The sequence below is a fragment of the Bradyrhizobium sp. SZCCHNRI2009 genome, from assembly GCF_032485115.1.
GTDB lineage: Bacteria > Pseudomonadota > Alphaproteobacteria > Rhizobiales > Xanthobacteraceae > Bradyrhizobium.
This window is the reverse complement of the sequence record NZ_JAUEUH010000005.1, coordinates 312,500-330,216: the sequence shown is the minus strand read 5'-3', so window position 1 is coordinate 330,216 and position 17,717 is coordinate 312,500. Positions and strand designations below refer to the sequence as shown.

Genomic DNA, 17,717 nt, shown 5'->3' with positions numbered 1-17,717 from the left:
CACTTGTCACACGCGCATCGGCATCAACACGTACAGCGCGTTCCTGTTGTCGCGGTCCTGGATCAGCGTCGGCGAGCCTGGATCGGCGAGCCGGAGCACGGCGACCTCGCCCTCGATCTGGGCAGCGATGTCGAGCAGATAGCGCGAGTTGAAGCCGATATCGAGCGCGTCGGCGGCGTATTCAACCTCGAGCTCTTCGGTCGCGCTGCCGGAATCCGGATTGGTCACCGACAGCACCAGCTTGCCGGGCGCCAGCGCCAGCTTCACGGCGCGGCCGCGCTCGGAGGAAATGGTGGAGACGCGGTCGACGGCGGCGGCGAAATCGGCCTTGTCGACGACCAGCTCCTTGTCGTTGTTCTGCGGAATGACGCGGCCGTAATCCGGGAAGGTGCCGTCGATCAGCTTCGAAGTCAGCACCACCTGCCCCAAGGTGAAGCGGATCTTGCCCTGCGACAGCTCGATCCTGATCTCGCTGTCATTGTCCTCGATCAGCCGCTGCACCTCGCCGACGGTCTTGCGCGGCACGATCACGCCGGGCATCTCGGCGGCGCCGGCCGGCTGCGGCAGGTCGACCTGGGCGAGGCGGTGACCGTCGGTGGCGACGGCGCGCAAGGTCGGCTGCTTGGCGGTGCCGCCGGCGTGCAGATAGATGCCGTTCAGGTAATAGCGCGTCTCCTCGGTGGAGATCGCGAACTGCGTGCGGTCGATCAGGCTCTTGATGTCCTTGGCGGGAACCCCGAACGCATGCGTCATGTCGCCTGCGGCGAGATCCGGGAAGTCGCTCTCCGGCAGCGTCTGCAAGGTGAACTTGGAGCGGCCGGCGCGGATCGCGAGCACCGCGCGCTCGCCGTCGCTCTCCAGCACGATCTGCGAGCCGTCCGGCAGCTTGCGGACGATGTCGTAGAACATGTGCGCCGGAACTGTGGTCGAGCCCGCGGTGGCGGTCTCGGCCGCCAGGGTTTCCGTCACTTCGAGATCGAGATCGGTCGCGCGCAGCGACAGCCGGGCATTCTCGGCGCGCACCAGCACATTGCCCAGGATCGGGATGGTGTTGCGGCGCTCGACCACACGATGGACGTGGCCCAGCGACTTCAGGAGCTGTGCGCGTTCGACGGTCACCTTCATTGTATTATACCCGCCCGTTCCAACTGAGCTTGTCCTGGAATGCCGGCGGGCTATAGCAGCGCCGCGGCCGATGGCACCTCGCGCCCGAACGGCGCTTGGCCAGCGTCCAGGAGCGTGAGGGGGAGGCGTAAAGTGGCGCGGATGGGGCTCAAGCGCAAGGGATGCGGAGCCGATTTCCCATGTTTCGGCAGGCTCTTCCGTGACCCGGAGGCGGGGGCCGAGCATGACGTCCGAGGACAGCGTCGAACGGCCGGGACAACGGCCCGGCTGGGGGCGAACCTTCTGTCCGCTCCCCTGGCCGTGCGTGCCCTCTAATCCTGCAACTGGCGCTTCAGCGACTCGACTTCGTCGTTCAGCGCGACGTCCTTGCCGACGAGCGCCTCGATCTTGCGCACCGCATGCAGCACGGTGGTGTGGTCGCGCCCGCCGAAGCGGCGGCCGATCTCGGGCAGCGAGCGCAGGGTCAGCGTCTTGGCGAGGTACATCGCGACCTGGCGCGGGCGCACCACGTTGGCGGTGCGGCGCGACGACAGGAGGTCGGAGCGGCTGACGTTGTACTGCCGCGCCACGACGCGCTGGATGTCCTCGATCTTGATGCGCTTCGGTTCCTGCGGCCGCACCAGGTCGCGCACCTCGCGCTCGGCCATGTCGAGCGTGACCGGCTGGTTGTTGAGCTTGGAATGCGCCAGCAGGCGGTTGATCGCGCCCTCGAGATCGCGGCCGTTATGGGTGATGGAGCGGGCGAGATAGTCGAGCACCGGCTCCGGCACGTCGAAGCTCGCATGATGGGCGCGGGCCGCCGCGACGCGCGACTTGAGAATGCCGAGGCGCAGATCCTCGCCCAAAGTTGCCATCTCGACGACGAGGCCGCCGGCAAGCCGCGAGCGGACGCGATCATCGAGACTTTCGAGGTCGGACGGCGGCCGGTCGGCTGCGATCACAACCTGACGCCCCGCGTCGATCAGCGCATTCAGCGTATGACAGAACTCCGCCTGGGTGGATTTGCCCTGCAGGAACTGCAGGTCGTCGATCACCAGCACGTCGATGCCGCGCAGCGCCTCCTTGAAGGCCAGCGCCGTCTGCGATTTCAGCGCTGCGACGAAGCCGTACATGAATTTCTCGGCGGTGAGGTACAGCACCTTGCGTTCGCCGCCGGCGTTGCCGGCCCAGGTCACGGCCTGCAGCAGATGCGTCTTGCCCAGCCCGACACCGGCATGGATGTAGAGCGGGTTGAACATCACGGGATCGCCGCGGCGACCGTCGGCGACCTGGCGCGCCGCCGCATGGGCCAGCGTGTTGGCGCGGCCGACGACGAAGCTGGCGAAGGTCAGCCGCGGATCGAGCGGCGAGCCGCCGAGCGCATCATGGCTCGTGGCGAGCGAAGCCGCAGCCGACGCCGTTCGCGCGTCGGCGCTGGTCGCCGGCCTGGCGTCGTTGCGTTCGGCGCGGCGGGCTTCGACGGCGACGGGAGCTTCCTTGACCGGCGCCGCGCAGCGCATCGCGGTGCGAACGGACAGATCGATACGGTGCACCTCCGGCATCTCGGCCTGCCAGCACGACAGCACGCGCTCGGCATAATGCGCCTGGATCCAGCTCTTCAGGAAACGCGTCGGCACCGACAGATGAACGCTTTCGTCCTGGACGGCTTCGAGGTCCATCCGCGCGAACCAGCTCGTATAGACGTCCTCGCCGACGGTCGAGCGCAGCCGGCCCTTCACGCGAGACCAGCGTTCCTGTTCCGAATTTGTCATGGCAGTCGCAACTTTTCGAATTGAGTGGTGGTGTCGTGTGATCGCCGGGCAGACGTCCCGTGAAAGGACACGTGTGCCGCAGCGAGACCTCGAGCGGAGGCTCAACTCCAGACATGGCTCGCCGTTCGGCGTGGACGCCGTCGGGCCATCAATGCTGGTGGAAGAAGCTTCTCCGCGAGGTCAGCGCATACTCAGATGCGCGATGGACGCGGGAGGGCCGATCGCCGTGCTGGCAATGGCCGGGCTGGAAATGTCGATCACTTCAGTGTTGACCGCCAAGGGTGCGTTGTCCGGAACCAGCCTATAGTGTGTGCCCGCAATGTGTCCGTAAAACATGCAACCTCCCCGCCCTGCCGTGATTGCTCACGGCAAGTTGTCATCCCAATGCCGCCGCGCCCGAACCCCAAGATTCAGCCGCACCGCCGTACATCCCCGTCCAACTTGTCCACTCGGTGAGCGAAGCCGCCACGAGCTCCAGCCGGGTCGACCGATGTCGTATTTCTCTTGTTCAAAGCGGCGCAACGATGATGCTGCGCCCGAGAAATTTCGACAAAGTTCGATCGTTCCCCATATTGCTATGGGTACAGATCCGGCCATCGCTTTGGAAAGCGTCGCCAACGCGCACACCGCCGCCGATTTGCACGTCCGCCCCGTTTCTAAAACCGCGCTGGTCTCAAGATCGTGGGCGCCGCGAGTGATTAAAGAAATACACGATGCGTCAGGACTCGCAATCCATAAGATCGGAGCGCGCGTTACGAGTCTTCGCAGCGGTTGCGACGCGGTGTTGCGCGTTAAGAAAGCAACGTTTTGAATCATCGCGAGGAATCTCGGATGTGACAAACAACATCGTCTGCCCAAAATTTCTTCATAATTTTTTTATGTTTCGACCGGCCTCACCCGCTTTTCCAATCACTTGATCGCGCTATGCACTTAAGTCATTTTCGAAACGATGTTTTTCGCGATTGCTCGAAGCGGGTAACTCCCGCGATGCGCGGTGCGCAAAGTGAGCGGCGCATCGCGCGCTCTTGACATCGATGCGCAAGCGCGGCGCGCAGATTCGCAGCTGTTTCAGATGAGACAATATTGTCACTGCGTAAAAATACGGAACTTCGTGTAGTTCCGACGGAACATGTGTCAGGCGCGCACGACATCGCGCGGGTTCCACCACGCGCGAAGATCGTATTCGCGATGCGATATCACCATCAAGATGTGACCATCAAATGGAGAAGGCGCGGCGAGCGATGGAGGGATGCGCGACAGCGGAACGCGCAATTGAAGATGGCACAAAAGAAAAGCCCGGCGCGAGCCGGGCTGTTTGCATCTTGATAGTTCGTCAGCCGCGCGGTCGCGTCACTTCGCGAGCTTGGCGATCTGATGCGTGAGGCGCGACACTTTGCGGCTCGCGTTGTTCTTGTGAATGATGTTGCGCTGCGCGGCGCGCATCAGCTGCGGCTCGGCATTGGCCATCGCCTTCAGCGCGGCGTCGCGATCGCCCTTCTTGATCGCGTCCTCGACGGAGCGAACCGCGCCGCGCATCTGGGTGCGGCGCGACTTGTTGATGATGGTGCGGCGGGCAATCTTGCGCGTCGCCTTCTTCGCGGAAGTCGTGTTGGCCATGCTCTCAAATATCCTTCGGCGGCGAGCAGTCGCCGCTCTTGCGGGTACGCGCGCGGCCCGCTTGACGCGGCCCCATCGACGCGGTGGGTTGTTCGGACGCCTCTCTGAGAATGCCATGACCGGAGCGGGTGCTCGGCGGATCGGCGCTGCTCAAAGAACAGCGGCGGCGGGATTGCGCCCACCGCCAATGGCGACCTTATAGGGGCAGCCCTGCCGAGCGTCAACGGTCTCGGAGCGGCCCGCGGCGGCCGGAATCGACCAAAACCCGGTTCTAAGCCCCTGACGAGGTTGAATTTCTGCGGGGCCCCCGCTATGGCCTTGCTGCCCGCAAGGGCGAGCGAGAGAGGGCAGGTGAGGCATGATCCGCGGTTTTTTCCGTCTGGTAGGGCTGTTGCTGCTGGCCGGAAGCTTCATCTTCCTGGTCTATGACGGCGCGCGCTGGGTGGCCGACCAGACCCTGCAGTTCACCCGTTTCGGCCAGCTCTGGAACGACGTCCACCAGGCGAGCCAGGCCGCCTTCAAGGCCTGGATCGAGGCCAAGGCCCCGTTCCTGTGGGAGTGGATCGTCAAGGTATTTTTGGACCAGCCAGTGTTTGCGGTGCTTGGCCTGCTCGGAATCCTGCTGATGCTGCTGTTCCGGCCGCGCAAGCCGCTCATCGGCTACGGGCGCGACTGAGCGCGGCTGTTCGTCTCGCCGCGCCGGCAGCTGTCTTGGATTCCGCTGGCAGCGCGGCGCGGGAACCGCTGGCGCGGCGTAACAGCGCTACTGCCGGACCCGTAGAGCCCTATATATTCCCCTGACAAGAGGTCATCGCGCCGTGGGCCGTCCCGCGGGCGCTGGCCATGAGCGGAGACATCCCATGTTCTTCATGCGCAAAGCCCCTGTCATGCCGTCTGCCGCCGAGGCGCTGCCCGGCCGCGCCCAGCCGATCCCCACCGCCGCGACGCATTTCGTCAACGGTCGCCGCCTGTTGCCGCCCTATCCGGACGGCCTCGAGCAGGCCGTGTTCGGGCTCGGCTGCTTCTGGGGCGCGGAGCGTAAGTTCTGGCAGCTCGGTGACGGCATCCACGTCACCGCCGTCGGCTATGCCGGAGGCCATACGCCGAACCCGACCTACGAGGAGGTGTGCTCGGGGCAGACGGCGCACACGGAGGTCGTGCTGGTGGTGTTCGATCCCAAGATCATGTCCTACGAGCGCCTCCTGAAGACGTTCTGGGAGAGCCACGACCCGACCCAGGGCATGCGTCAGGGCAACGACGTCGGCACGCAATATCGCTCGGCGATCTACACGTTCAGCGACGCGCAGCGCGAGGCGGCCGAGGCGTCGAAGACGGCCTACGAGTCGGCGCTGCGCGCCAAGGGGCTCGGAGCGATTACGACGGAGATCGTCCCGGCAGGGCCGTTCTATTTCGCGGAGGATTATCATCAGCAGTACCTGGCCAAGAATCCGGCCGGATATTGCGGCCTGGGCGGAACGGGCGTCGCGTGCCCGATCGGAGTCGGCGTGAGCGCATAGGCAGGCTGAGCGCGCCCGATCACGGTGAACATCGGATCCCTCTCCCACGCCGTGGGAGGGGGATTTTTTCGGGCGGCTTTGACCGTCGCCCGCTTGCGACGGGGACTACACGCGCCAACGGTTTGTTAACCTTAACCGCGCATGACTAGCGCACATCCTCATTCAAGGATTGTTCGAGTGCGCGCGTTGTTTGTTCCGGTCATTGCCGTCCTGTCCGCGATCCTGTTGTCGGGCTGCATGCAGACGATCTCCCCCGTCGCTGCCGTCCAGCCGCAGAGCGATCTCGACGCGATGGCCTATGGAACGCCTTCCACCGGCCCGGTTGCCGCCACCGGGCAGGGCGGGGCGATCCCGGTGCTGCGCAACTCGTTCGCTGCCGCCACCGGCGCAGGCGCCTATGTCGTTCCCGCCGGCTATGCGCCGGCGCGCCGCGACTCCGCCTATCATCTCGACGCCGGCGACAAGCTGCGCGTCGTCGTCTACGGCCAGGAGGGCCTGACCAACACCTATGCGATCGATGCGTCCGGATCGATCACGATGCCGCTGATCGGCAGCGTGCCGGCGCGCGGCCGCACCACCGCCGGCCTCGCTGCCGAGATCACCGCCAAGCTGCGCAACGGCTACATCCGCGAGCCCTCGGTGGCCGTCGAGATCGAAGCCTATCGCCCGTTCTTCATCCTCGGCGAGGTGCAGGCGCCCGGCCAATACCCCTACGTGCCCAACATGACGGTGGAGAGCGCGATCGCGATCGCCGGCGGCTTCTCGCCTCGGGCGCGGCGCGACGTCGTCACCCTGACCCACATCGATGCTTCCGGGGCCGCGCGCTACGAGGTGCCGCTCGGCACCTCGCTCAAGCCGGGCGACACCATCCAGGTCGGCGAGCGCTGGTTCTGATCCCCGCACGAGTGATTGCGGCTCAACGCCTACCTGAGCACCTGCGTCGACCTGACGCTGAGTGACGCGAGGCTCCTCGCAATGACGGTGGTTGGACGTTCAGTGCAGGTGCTGCGCAAAGAACGCCAGGCTGCGCGTCCAGGCGAGATCGGCGCTCGGCTGGTCGTAGCTGGCGCGCTCGTCGCAACCGAAGCCGTGCTGTGCGCCGGGATAGACGAAGATCTCGACGTCCGGCCGCTTGGCCTTGATGGCCTCGACGTCGCGCAAGGGGATGCCCGCGTCCTTCTCGCCGAAATGTAGCTGGGTCGGCACCGTCGGCTTGTCGTCGGCGAACCGCGCGACAGCGCCGCCGTAATAGCCGACGGCAGCGCGGAGGCCCGACAGCTTGGTCGCAGCCGCATAGGCGATGCTGCCGCCGAGGCAGAAACCGATGATGCCGACCGGCCCAACATTCTTCACGCCGTCGATTGCGGCCTGGGTGTCGCGCAAAAAGGCCGCCCAATCCGGATTGGCGACGAACTTGCGCGCGACCGCGATCTCGTCGGGCGAATAGCCTGAGGTGAAGCCGGGCTCGACGCGGTCGAAGATCGCCGGCGCGATGGCAACGTAACCCGCGGCGGCGAGGCGGTCGCAGACGTTGCGGATGTGATGGTTGACACCGAAGATCTCCTGGATGACGACCAGCGCGCCCTTTGCAGTTCCCGTCGGATCGGCGCGATAGGCGCCGAGCTGGAAGCCGTCGGATGCCGTCAGCTTGATATCTTGTCCCACGTTCTGTCCTCTTGCGGTCGTCAGGCGCGCGTCAACGCCACATCCAGTTGGTGCCGTAGTCCTCTTTCCAGCCGGTCAGCCGTCCCCTGCGGAACTTCAGGTAGAGGCGGTGATGGTGCGGGACCAGTCCGCTGCCGCCGAGATTACGCAGTGCCAGAAAGGTCTCGTTGCCGGGCGCGCCTTTCAGATAGATCAACGGCTGCTCCAGCACGCGCGATGTCTCACCGACATCCATGCCGAAGGCAAGCGGCGTGACGTTGGATAACGTCGCTGTGAAAGGCGCGTCGGCGACGCCGAGCGTCTGCCCTGCCGCAGCAGGGCTTACGGCCGACAGGCTCGGCAGCATGGCCGCAGCCAGGCACAGCGTCATACGTACGGATGGTCTCATGGGCTGAAATCTCCTTTCGCTGTCGGCGTTGGCTGCACCTTCTTAGCCTGCCCGGCGTCACCAGCCCAGCATCGTTCGCGCTGCACAACGCAAATGCCGTTTCATGTGGCAGGCCGGCGTTCAAATCCCGTTGCGTCGCCGTCGCAACGGGATCATTCTTATGATGGCTGGCATCTATCCGGTGGGTCCCAGCGAATCGATAAAACCGAACTTCGCCGTAAGCGAAGTCGCACGCCGGGCGGGGAAGAAACCAAATGCCCAATCTCACCATCAACGGGCGGACCATGTCCGTCGACGCGGCGCACGACACGCCGCTGCTATGGGTCATCCGCGAGCAGTTGCAGATGACCGGCACCAAGTTCGGCTGCGGCGCCGGGCTGTGCGGCGCCTGCACCGTGCATGTCAACGGCGAGGCCGTGCGCTCGTGCCAGACCATGGTCGGTGACGTCGCGAACAAGAAGATCACGACCATCGAGGGGCTGTCGCAGAAGGGCGATCATCCCTTGCAGAAGGCGTGGATCGCCGAGCAGGTGCCGCAATGCGGCTACTGCCAGTCCGGCCAGATCATGCAGGCGGCCACGCTGCTCGCCAAGACCACGAGCCCGACCAAGGAGGAGATCGTCGCGCATATGGACGGCAATCTCTGCCGCTGCATGACCTATTCGCGGATTCAGAAGGCGATCCAGCGCGCCGCGTCCGAAATGCGCACCGCGTCCAACTCGAGCGACCGGAGAGCGACATGAACCAGCACGTCAAAACCAATTCCTCGGTCGCGACCGATCTCAGCCGCCGCTCCTTCCTGGTCGGCACCGCCGCCACCGGCCTCGTGCTCGGCTATGCCGGCCTCGCCGACAGCGCACTGGCGGCCGCGGCGCCGGCCAATTTCGAACCCAGCGTCTGGTATGCGATCGCGCCGGATGGCCTGGTCACAGTGACCTGCGGCAAGGCCGACATGGGCCAGCACATTGCGTCCACCATGGCGCAGATCGTCTGCGAGGAGCTCGGCGCGGCCTGGAAGGACATGCGGGTCCAGCTCGCCTCCAACGATCCGAAGTTCAACGATCCCGTGCTCGGCGCCCAGATCACGGGCGGCAGCTGGAGCACGATGATGAACTTCGATGCCATGAGCCGCGCCGGCGCCGCGGGCCGCATCGCGCTCACCGAAGCCGCTGCGACCGCGATGGGCGTGCCGGCCAACGAACTCGTGGTGCGCGACGGCGTCGTGATGCATCCGAAGTCCAAGAAGCAGATGAGCTACGCCGAGATCGTCAGGAGCGGCAAGATCACCAAGAGCTTCACGCCTGACGAATTGAAGGCGCTGACGCTGAAGACGCCCGATCAGTACACGATGATCGGCGTCTCGGTGCCGCAGCTCGACATTCCCTCCAAGACCAACGGCACGGCGAAATATGGCATCGATACGATGCTGCCGGGCATGGTCTACGGCAAGGTCGTCACGCCGCCGGTGCGCTTCGGCGCGACGGTCACGGCGGTCGACGACTCCGAGGCCAAGAAGGTGCCGGGCTTCATCAAGGCGGTGACGCTCGACGACAAGACCGGCTCGACCTCGGGCTGGGTGGTGGCGGTCGCCAACACCTATGCCAACGCCAGGAAGGCGGCGGACGCGCTCAAGATCAGCTATGACAAAGGCCCCTATGCCAATGTCAGCACCGACACCATCATCACCGAGGCGATGCGGCTGCAGGCGCAGGACGATGCCGGGCAGTTCTTCGTCAAGGACGGCGATCCCGTTGCAGCGATGTCGGGCGCGGCCAAGGTGCTGGAGGCGGAGTACACCACCAGCATCAACATCCATGCGCCGCTGGAGCCGATGAACGCGACCGCCGAGTTCAAGGGTGACATCCTGCACATCTACACCGGCAATCAGTTCGCGACCCGTTCCGGCGCGATCGCGGCGGCTGCGGCCGGGATCGATCCGAAATACGTCGTGATGCACCAGGCCTGGCTCGGCGGCGGCTTCGGCCGCAGGCTCGATGCCGACATGATGGTGCCGGCGGTGCAGGCGGCCAAGGCGGTCGGCAAGCCGGTCAAGGTGATCTACTCGCGCGAGAACGACATGACGATGGACTACTCGCGGCCGCTCACTTACCAGAAGGTCAAGGCCGGGCTCGACAGCAACGGCAAGCTGATCGCGCTCAGCCATGACGTCGTCTCGGCCTGGCCGACGGCGCGCTGGGGCATCCCGGACTTCCTGTCGCCCTCGGTCGACAAGAAGGGCCCGCTCGACTCGTTCACGGTCAATGGCGCCGACTTCTTCTACACCGTGCCCAATCATCATGTGCGCGCGATCAAGAACGAACTCGCGCATAATGCGACGCCATCGGGACAACTCCGTTCGGTGGCGCCGGGTTGGACGTTCTGGGCGGTCGAGAGCATGATCGACGAGATCGCGGTGGCCTCGGGGCAGGACCCGGCGCAGTTCCGCATTGCGCTGCTCGACGGCAAGGGCAAGAACGACGGCGGCGCGCAGCGATTGCGCAACACGCTGCTGGCAGCGATGGGCCTGTCCGGCTACGGCGCCAGGAAGCTCCCGCAAGGCGAAGGCATGGGCGTCTCCTGCGTTTCATCGCAGGAGCGTGCCACGGCGAGCTGGACGGCGTGCGTCGCCCATGTCGCGGTTGCGCCCACGGGCGCGGTCACGGTGAAGAAGCTCACCGTGGCGACCGATGTCGGCACCCAGGTGCATCCCGACAACATCCGCGCCCAGGTCGAGGGCGCGGCGCTGTGGGGGCTGTCGCTGGCGATGTACGAGAAGGCGACGCTGAAAGACGGCGGCATCGAGCAGACCAACTTCGACAGCTACACGCCGCTGCGGATGAGCCAGGTGCCGGAGGTCGCGATCGCCGTGATCGCCAATGGCGAGAAGGCGACCGGCGTCGGCGAGCCCGCGGTGACCGTGGTCGCGCCAGCGCTCGGCAACGCCATCTACAACGCCTGTGGCGCGCGGTTGCGCTCGCTGCCGATCACCGCCGCAGCGGTCAAGGCGGCGATGAGGGCCTAGCGTCGTCGCGAGACCATTCCTGTATCTGGGAACCGCCGGAGCTCGTCTCCGGCGGGTCTTTTTTGCGCTGCGGTCAGGTTCTCGCGCGGCACGATTTGAATGATCCTCTTAACGTCTCGCTCACCTGAAACGATACAGCTTGAATGATCGGCTTAAGCCGCGACGAACCCGTATCCCGGTAACTTGCATGGGCAGCAAACCGCAGGGGGCGAGCACGTATGAGCGCGACAGCCAAGCAGACCGTGACCCAGACCGCGAACAGGCGCCATCTCCTGCTCGCGTCGGATCGCGGTGACCAGAGCAGCGAGCTGGCGCGCATCCTGCGCTCGGTCGGCGACGTCGACATGATGCCGACCACCGAAATCCCCGAGAACCCCGGCAACCGCTTCTCCGGCGTCATCGTCGACATCAACCTGCGTTCGCCCGAGAGCGTGCAGCGGGTGCGCAAGAAGCTGTCGTCGCGCGCCTATAGCGACGTGCCGCGGCTGTTCGTGCTCGCGGAGGCGCTGCACCACGCCACCATGCAGGCATGGGCGCTCGGCGCCACCGATACCATCGCGCGGCCGTTCAGCCCCGCCGACGTGCTGCAGCGCATCCGCTCGGCGCTTCCCGCCGACGACGGCTATGACGAGACCGATCGCGGCAAGCTGCTCAATCGCGGCGTCGAGGCCGCGCAGGCCATCATGGTCAAGATCTTCGAGAAGCTGCCCACTGGCGCGCATCTGACGATGGAGGACATCGTCGCGGCCGAGAACAAGATCCTGAAGGCGATCAAGCACTCCTCGCTGCGCGAATGGATGACCGTGGTCGGCTGTCATCACAACGACACCTATCGGCATTGCCTGTTCGTGACCGGCCTTGCGGTCGGCTTCTCGATTCATCTGGGCATGCGCGACGACGACCAGCGCCGGCTGGTCCGCGCGGCGCTGCTGCACGACGTCGGCAAGGCGTTCATCCCGGTCGCGATCCTCGACAAGCAGGGCAAGCTGACGGCGGAAGAGATCGCGCTGCTTCGCCAGCATCCGCGCCGCGGCTACGAGGCGCTGTGGCGGCAGGGCGGCTTCCCGCCGGAGATGCTCGACGTCATCCTGCATCACCACGAATTCCTCGACGGCTCCGGCTATCCCGACGCGCTGCACAACGAGCAGATCAGCGACATCGTGCGCCTCACCACGATCGTGGACATCTACGCCGCGCTGATCGAGCACCGCGCCTATCGGCCGGCCTTCACCCATGCGCGCGCGTTCCAGATCATGGAGAACATGGGCCCGAAGCTCGACCAGCAGCTGCTACAGGCGTTCCGCCCGGTCGCGATGGGCGCGCATTGACGCGATCGCCTGAGAGCGCATCCATCGCCCGAGGGTAGCCGCTCGACGCAAGTGCATCTCGGCCGAGGCGCACTATCCTACCCGCCAATCGGTGAAAGGCGGGAGGAGCAGCATGGGCGCAGCCGAACAGGCCGGCGAGGTCATTCCCGGGCACATCGCCGCCGCGCTGGTCGATCCGGCCTGTTATGCCGACCACCGCATCCATGATGCCTATCGCTGGCTGCGCGCCAACAATCCGCTCGGGCGGGCCGAGCTCGATGCGTTCGATCCGTTCTGGGTGGTGACGCGGCACGCTGACATTCTCGCCATCAGCCGTCAGAACGATCTGTTCCACAATGCCGACCGTGCGACTACGCTGACCAACAAGGCGGTGCTGGAGCGCGTTCACAAGATTACCGGCCAGCCCAATCTCGTGCGTTCGCTGGTGCAGATGGATGCGCCGGACCATCCGAAATATCGCGCGCTGACGCAGGGCTGGTTCATGCCGGCCAACATCGCCAAGTTCGAGCCGCGCATTCGCGAGATCGCGCGGGCGACCGTCGGCCGCATGGCGGCGAAGGCCGCGGCGAATGGCGGCGTCTGCGATTTCGTCGCCGACGTCGCGCTCCATTATCCGCTGCACGTGATCATGGAGATTCTCGGCGTGCCGGAGGAGGACGAGCCGCGCATGCTCAAGCTGACGCAGGAGCTGTTCGGCCCGCAGGATCCGGACACGGCGCGGGTGCGGGAGGCGCTGTCGGCCGAGGTGTTCGCGGCGATGCTGCAGGCGGTGGTGGCCGATTTCGCCGCCTACTTCCAGCGCATCACCGAAGACCGCAAGGCTCATCCGCGCGACGATCTCGCCACCGTCATTGCCAACGCCAGGATCAATGGCGAGGACATGCCGCTGCACGACCGCACCAGCTACTACATGATCGTGGCGACCGCGGGTCACGACACGACGTCGTCGTCCACGGCAGGCGCGATCTGGGCGCTGGCGGAAGATCCCGAGCAGTTCGCGCGCGTCAAAGCCAATCCCGAGCTGATCCCGGGTCTCGTCGACGAGGCGATCCGCTGGATGACGCCGGTCAAGCATTTCATGCGCAGCGCCACCGCCGACACCGAGTTTGGCGGCCGCAGGATCGCCAAGGGCGACTGGCTGATGCTGTGCTACGCGTCAGGCAATCGCGACGAGGCGGTGTTCGAGCAGCCCGACACGTTCCGCTGTGACCGCAAGCCGAACCGCCACGTCGCGTTCGGCTATGGCACGCATCTCTGCCTCGGCCAGCATCTCGCCAAGCTCGAGATGCGCATCCTGTTCGAGGAACTGCTGCCGCGGCTCACGTCGCTGTCGCCGGCGGGGCCGGTGCTGATGACGCGGGCAACGTTCGTGAACGGACCGAAGAAGCTGCCGATCCGCGTCACGATGGGCTGACGCGGCGCTCAATCCAGCAGCTTGCGCAGCTCGGCCTTTGCGACCTTCTCCAGGGTCGAGCGCGGCATCTCGTCGACCAGCTTGACCTCGCGCGGCACCTTGAAGTCGGCGAGCCCGGCGCGGCAGGCGGCCAGCACCTTCTCGGGCAGTTCGTCGCGCGCGATCCCGGGCTGCGGGATCACGAACGCGACCGGCACCTCGTCCAGCATCGGATGCTTCCTGGCGACGACGGCGGTCTCGCGTACGCCGGGCACGGTGATGATCACCTGCTCGATCTCGGACGCCGCGACGTTCTCGCCGCCGACCTTGAGCATGTCCTTGGTGCGATCGCCGAACTTGATGAAGCCGTCGGCCAGGCGCGTGACGCGGTCGCCGGTCAGGAAGAAGCCGTCGGCATCGAAGCTCGTGCGCGTCGCTTCGTCGTTGTAGAGATATTCGGCGAACAGCGACAGGCCGGGCACGCCCTTGATGGCGAGATTGCCGGTGGCGCCGACCTCGGTCGGCCGGCCGTCATCGTCGGTGATGCGGATGGTGTATTCCGGCGCCGCGCGGCCGATCGACATCGGCGCGTTCGGCTGATCGACCTCTCCGACGATGCCGTGGGTGATGGTCTCGGTCATGCCCCACCAGCCGATGATCTTGATGCCGAACTTGGCGAAGGCGGCCGGCTCGGACACCGCCGTGCCCCACAGCCGGAACTTGTGATGCTTCGGCACGTCCTGGTCGAGCAGCGCCTTCATGCAGAACGGGATGGTCGAGGTCCAGGTGCTGCCATGCTCGAGCGCCGCGCTCCAGAACCGGCTCGCGGAGAACCGCGGCTGGATCACGCAGGTCGCGCCGACCCAGAGTGTGGCAAGCATCGAATAGGCCAGCGCGTTGGTGTGGAACAGCGGCAGATAGGTCTGGTGCACGTCACCCTGATGCAGGTCCTCATGGACGGCGTTGACCTTGGCGCCCCACAGCGCGTTGGCATGCGTCCACAGCACCGCCTTCGGCCGCGATGTCGTGCCCGAGGTGTATTGCACGCTGCACGGCGCCAGCGGATCGGCCGGCCGCCGCGGCCGATCGGCGCTGTCGGCAAACAGCGCTTCGAAGCGCTCGCCTCGTTCGACGGCCGACGCCTCCGCCTGACCCGGATCGTGCGAGATCACGGCCATCCATTTGAGGCCGCGGCAATGCGCTGCGATCATCTCGGCATAGGCCGGCTGCGTGATCGCAGCCACCGCGCGACAGTGCTCCGCGAAGTAGCTCATTTCGGCGGCTGCCGAGCGCGTGTTGGTCGTGACGGCGAGCGCGCCCAGCTCGACGCAGGCAAACCAGGCAAGCATCGCCTCGACGCAATTGTCGAGATGGATCAGCACGGCATCGCCGGGCTGCACGCCGCGCTTAGCCAGCCCGGCCGCCAATGCGCCGACACGCTCGTGAAACGCGCCATAGGTCCAGCGGCGCGCCGGTGCATCGAACGGCGCCGAGATCAGGAACGGATGATCGCGCCGGGTCTCGCTGCGCAGCTTCAACAGCCACGGCACGTCCATGCCGTCGAACGGCGTCACCGTGCCCGCTGCCATCGTCGTTCCCTTCATCTTCGCTCCCGTCGTTCTTGAGTACGGCCTGTCTCCGGCCGCTTCGTTCTCGTCGTCATCTTCTGCCACCTTGCGTCGCCGCGATCAAATCGGGATTGAACCCGTCTCCGTTCGCGGGCGACCAATGGCGCGGCAAGACACGCCCGGAGGTTTGCATGCAGGCCGAGCCACGACCATGGCGGCGGCCCGATGCCCGCTATTTCCAGATCGCGGCATTGGCGACGCTGCTGGCGATCAATTTCGCCATGATCGATTTCGGCGCGCGTCCCGCAGCGAGCGTCGTCGCGGTCGCCATGGCGCTGCTCACGCAAGTGGTCTGCTGCCGCATCTCCGGCGCGCCGCTCGATCTCAAGTCACCGCTGATCACCGGCCTGTCGCTCAGCCTGCTGCTGCGCGCCGACGCGCTGTGGCTGCATGCGGCGGCAGCCGTGATCGCCATCGGCTCGAAATTCGTGCTGCGCGTCGACGGCAAGCACGTGTTCAACCCGGCGGGGCTGGCGATCGTGGTGCTGCTGTTCAGCTCCAAGGGCGTGTGGATCTCGCCCGGCCAATGGGGGACGGAGATCTGGTTCGCGAGCCTCGCCGGCTTCTTCGCGATCCTGGTGCTCGGCGCCTCTCGACGCGCGGACATCGCATTCTATTTTTTCGCCAGCCATGCCGCACTGCTGCTGCTGCGCGCCGCCTGGCTCGGCGATCCCCTGGCGATTCCGCTGCATCAGTTGCAGAGCGGCTCGCTGCTGATCTTCACCTTCTTCATGATCTCCGACCCGCGCACCTCGCCGGACTCGCGCGTCGGCCGGCTGCTGTTCGCGCTGAGCGTTGCGGTCGCGGCGCACTACCTCACCTTCGCCATGCAGATGCGGCCGGCGCTCTACGTGTCGCTGATCGCGCTGTCGCCGCTCACGCTGCTGCTCGACCGGCTCGTCCCTGAGACCCGCTTTTCCTGGCGTTCGCCCGTTCCCGAAGGAGTGTCGACATGACCCTGCGTTACAGCAAGCTCTTCCGCACCGGCGTCGCGGCCGCCGCGATCCTGGCGAACGCAGCGATGGCGCCCGCGAATGCCTTTTGCGGCTTCTATGTCGCCCAGGCCGACGCGAAGCTGTTCAACCAGTCATCGAAGGTCGTGCTGGCCCGCGACGGCGAGCAGACGGCGATCACGATGGCCAGCGACTTCGAGGGCGACGTGAAGGAGTTCGCGGTGGTCGTCCCCGTGCCGACCTTCATCGAGCGCAAGCAGATCGGCGTGGTCGAGCCGAAGACCATCGACCATCTCGACAAATACACCGCGCCGCGGCTGGTCGAATATCATGATGCCGATCCATGCGCGCCGGTCGTCGTTGCGGCGCGGGCGATGCCGGCGGCGCCGATGATGGCAGGCGCTGTCTACGAAATGACCCGGCGGAACTACGGCGTCACCGTCGAGGCCAGCTACGACGTCGCCGAATACGACGTGCTGATCCTGTCGGCGCAGGAGAGCGACGGACTGACGCGCTGGCTGACCGACAACGACTATCGCATCCCGCAAGGCGCCGAGGCCGTGCTCGGCAGCTACATCAGGCAGGGCATGCGGTTCTTCGTCGCGAAGGTCAATGTCGAGCGGATGAAGGGGATCGGCAACGGCTCCCTGCGGCCCCTGCAGGTGCGCTACCGGAGCGCCAAGTTCATGGTGCCGCTGCGGCTCGGCACGGTCAACGCCAGGGGACCGCAGGACCTGATCATCTATGCGCTCACCAGGAGCGGCCGCATCGAGGCGGCCAACTATCGAACGGTGAAGATCCCATCCGATATCGATGTTCCGCTCTATGTGAAGGACGAGTTCGGGCCGTTCTACAAGGCGCTGTTCGAGCGGGCGGTCGCGCGCGAGAACATGCAGGCGGTGTTCGTGGAATATGCCTGGGACATGGGATGGTGCGACCCCTGCGCCGCCGATCCCATGAGCAACAAGGAACTGGTCGAGCTCGGCGCGCGCTGGATCGGCAGCGACGATGACACCGCCTTCAGTCTCCGCCGGGGCACGGCCGGAGCCAGCGCCTTCGTGACCCGGCTGCACGTGCGCTACGATGCGAAGTCCTTCCCCGAGGACATCGTCTTCGCCGAGACCAAGGACCGCAGCAATTTCCAGGGTCGCTATGTCCAGCACCATCCCTGGCGCGGCGAGGCGTCCTGTGCCGCGGCGAAGACCTACCGGGACAGTCTCGCCGCGCGTTTCGCCACGCAGGCGACGGATCTCGCGCAACTGACCGGATGGTCGCGCAGCGAGATCATCGCGAAAATGGACAAGAGCGGCGAGACCGTGACGAAATGACC

General features: G+C 65.8%; 16 protein-coding genes. 10 read left to right on the top strand and 6 right to left on the bottom strand.

What is annotated here, in order from left to right; genetic code table 11:
* Positions 1-6: 6 nt before the first annotated feature.
* Positions 7-1,125, bottom strand: coding sequence for a DNA polymerase III subunit beta (gene dnaN, locus QX041_RS19865; RefSeq protein ID WP_315751817.1), 1,119 nt, complete (start codon positions 1,123-1,125; stop codon positions 7-9).
* Between the two features lie 311 nt (positions 1,126-1,436).
* Positions 1,437-2,876: a chromosomal replication initiator protein DnaA gene (dnaA, locus tag QX041_RS19860; protein WP_315715023.1), complete on the bottom strand. Its 1,440-nt coding sequence runs from the start codon at positions 2,874-2,876 to the stop codon at positions 1,437-1,439.
* Between the two features lie 490 nt (positions 2,877-3,366).
* Here dnaA and QX041_RS19855 point away from each other — a divergent pair, with 490 nt between their 5' ends.
* Positions 3,367-3,687, top strand: a complete 321-nt coding sequence (locus QX041_RS19855; RefSeq protein WP_315715025.1) for a hypothetical protein — start codon at positions 3,367-3,369, stop codon at positions 3,685-3,687.
* Positions 3,688-4,226: 539 nt separating this feature from the next.
* Here the strand turns inward: QX041_RS19855 and rpsT are convergent.
* Complete coding sequence (gene rpsT, locus QX041_RS19850) at positions 4,227-4,493, bottom strand: 30S ribosomal protein S20 (RefSeq protein WP_315715026.1); 267 nt, start codon at positions 4,491-4,493, stop codon at positions 4,227-4,229.
* A 358-nt stretch (positions 4,494-4,851) separates the two neighbouring features.
* Here rpsT and QX041_RS19845 point away from each other — a divergent pair, with 358 nt between their 5' ends.
* The 3 genes from QX041_RS19845 (at position 4,852) to QX041_RS19835 (ending at position 6,904) form a co-directional block, all read left to right on the top strand.
* Entirely contained in the window at positions 4,852-5,169 is a 318-nt protein-coding gene (locus QX041_RS19845; RefSeq protein WP_315715027.1) for a hypothetical protein, read from the top strand.
* Positions 5,170-5,353: 184 nt separating this feature from the next.
* The gene (gene msrA / locus QX041_RS19840; protein ID WP_315751818.1) at positions 5,354-6,010 is read left to right on the top strand and encodes a peptide-methionine (S)-S-oxide reductase MsrA; all 657 of its coding nucleotides are present in this window, start codon (positions 5,354-5,356) and stop codon (positions 6,008-6,010) included.
* Between the two features lie 177 nt (positions 6,011-6,187).
* Complete coding sequence (locus QX041_RS19835; RefSeq protein ID WP_316166333.1) at positions 6,188-6,904, top strand: polysaccharide biosynthesis/export family protein; 717 nt, start codon at positions 6,188-6,190, stop codon at positions 6,902-6,904.
* A 99-nt stretch (positions 6,905-7,003) separates the two neighbouring features.
* Here the strand turns inward: QX041_RS19835 and QX041_RS19830 are convergent, their stop codons facing one another.
* Together QX041_RS19830 and QX041_RS19825 are read right to left on the bottom strand one after the other, a co-directional pair.
* Entirely contained in the window at positions 7,004-7,675 is a 672-nt protein-coding gene (locus tag QX041_RS19830; protein WP_315825632.1) for a dienelactone hydrolase family protein, read from the bottom strand.
* 31 nt (positions 7,676-7,706) lie between these two features.
* A complete protein-coding gene (locus QX041_RS19825; protein ID WP_409999207.1) occupies positions 7,707-8,021 on the bottom strand; it encodes a hypothetical protein in 315 nt (104 codons plus the stop codon).
* A 296-nt stretch (positions 8,022-8,317) separates the two neighbouring features.
* Here QX041_RS19825 and QX041_RS19820 point away from each other — a divergent pair, with 296 nt between their 5' ends.
* The 4 genes from QX041_RS19820 to QX041_RS19805 all read left to right on the top strand — a co-directional run bounded on the left by QX041_RS19820 (position 8,318) and on the right by QX041_RS19805 (position 13,827).
* Positions 8,318-8,806, top strand: coding sequence for a (2Fe-2S)-binding protein (locus tag QX041_RS19820; protein ID WP_315715032.1), 489 nt, complete (start codon positions 8,318-8,320; stop codon positions 8,804-8,806).
* Positions 8,803-11,085: a xanthine dehydrogenase family protein molybdopterin-binding subunit gene (locus QX041_RS19815; protein ID WP_316166332.1), complete on the top strand. Its 2,283-nt coding sequence runs from the start codon at positions 8,803-8,805 to the stop codon at positions 11,083-11,085. The genes QX041_RS19820 and QX041_RS19815 overlap by 4 nt, the downstream gene beginning before the upstream one ends.
* A 218-nt stretch (positions 11,086-11,303) precedes the next feature.
* Entirely contained in the window at positions 11,304-12,413 is a 1,110-nt protein-coding gene (locus QX041_RS19810; RefSeq protein WP_315715034.1) for an HD-GYP domain-containing protein, read from the top strand.
* 112 nt (positions 12,414-12,525) lie between these two features.
* Positions 12,526-13,827 carry a cytochrome P450 gene (locus QX041_RS19805; RefSeq protein WP_316166331.1) on the top strand — a complete coding sequence of 434 codons (1,302 nt, stop codon included), beginning with the start codon at positions 12,526-12,528 and terminating at the stop codon, positions 13,825-13,827.
* A gap of 8 nt (positions 13,828-13,835) precedes the next feature.
* On the opposite strand, the gene QX041_RS19800 is transcribed toward QX041_RS19805, so the two are convergent.
* Positions 13,836-15,410 carry an AMP-binding protein gene (locus tag QX041_RS19800; protein ID WP_316166330.1) on the bottom strand — a complete coding sequence of 525 codons (1,575 nt, stop codon included), beginning with the start codon at positions 15,408-15,410 and terminating at the stop codon, positions 13,836-13,838.
* Positions 15,411-15,565: 155 nt separating this feature from the next.
* Between QX041_RS19800 and QX041_RS19795 the strand changes: the two genes are divergently transcribed.
* Both QX041_RS19795 and QX041_RS19790 read left to right on the top strand, forming a co-directional pair.
* Positions 15,566-16,390, top strand: a complete 825-nt coding sequence (locus tag QX041_RS19795) for an RnfABCDGE type electron transport complex subunit D (RefSeq protein ID WP_316166329.1) — start codon at positions 15,566-15,568, stop codon at positions 16,388-16,390.
* Positions 16,387-17,715 carry a DUF2330 domain-containing protein gene (locus QX041_RS19790; RefSeq protein ID WP_315715038.1) on the top strand — a complete coding sequence of 443 codons (1,329 nt, stop codon included), beginning with the start codon at positions 16,387-16,389 and terminating at the stop codon, positions 17,713-17,715. Before QX041_RS19795 ends, QX041_RS19790 begins: the two co-directional genes overlap by 4 nt.
* Positions 17,716-17,717 lie beyond the last annotated feature (2 nt).

Bases quoted from the DNA above. Each gene is read 5' to 3' on its own strand.
- dnaN (WP_315751817.1), bottom strand. From the start codon at position 1,125: ATGAAGGTGACCGTCGAACGCGCACAGCTCCTGAAGTCGCTGGGCCAC.
- dnaA (WP_315715023.1), bottom strand. From the start codon at position 2,876: ATGACAAATTCGGAACAGGAACGCTGGTCTCGCGTGAAGGGCCGGCTG.
- QX041_RS19855 (WP_315715025.1), top strand. From the start codon at position 3,367: ATGTCGTATTTCTCTTGTTCAAAGCGGCGCAACGATGATGCTGCGCCC.
- rpsT (WP_315715026.1), bottom strand. From the start codon at position 4,493: ATGGCCAACACGACTTCCGCGAAGAAGGCGACGCGCAAGATTGCCCGC.
- QX041_RS19845 (WP_315715027.1), top strand. From the start codon at position 4,852: ATGATCCGCGGTTTTTTCCGTCTGGTAGGGCTGTTGCTGCTGGCCGGA.
- msrA (WP_315751818.1), top strand. From the start codon at position 5,354: ATGTTCTTCATGCGCAAAGCCCCTGTCATGCCGTCTGCCGCCGAGGCG.
- QX041_RS19825 (WP_409999207.1), bottom strand. From the start codon at position 8,021: ATGCTGCCGAGCCTGTCGGCCGTAAGCCCTGCTGCGGCAGGGCAGACG.
- QX041_RS19820 (WP_315715032.1), top strand. From the start codon at position 8,318: ATGCCCAATCTCACCATCAACGGGCGGACCATGTCCGTCGACGCGGCG.
- QX041_RS19815 (WP_316166332.1), top strand. From the start codon at position 8,803: ATGAACCAGCACGTCAAAACCAATTCCTCGGTCGCGACCGATCTCAGC.
- QX041_RS19810 (WP_315715034.1), top strand. From the start codon at position 11,304: ATGAGCGCGACAGCCAAGCAGACCGTGACCCAGACCGCGAACAGGCGC.
- QX041_RS19805 (WP_316166331.1), top strand. From the start codon at position 12,526: ATGGGCGCAGCCGAACAGGCCGGCGAGGTCATTCCCGGGCACATCGCC.
- QX041_RS19800 (WP_316166330.1), bottom strand. From the start codon at position 15,410: ATGAAGGGAACGACGATGGCAGCGGGCACGGTGACGCCGTTCGACGGC.
- QX041_RS19795 (WP_316166329.1), top strand. From the start codon at position 15,566: ATGCAGGCCGAGCCACGACCATGGCGGCGGCCCGATGCCCGCTATTTC.
- QX041_RS19790 (WP_315715038.1), top strand. From the start codon at position 16,387: ATGACCCTGCGTTACAGCAAGCTCTTCCGCACCGGCGTCGCGGCCGCC.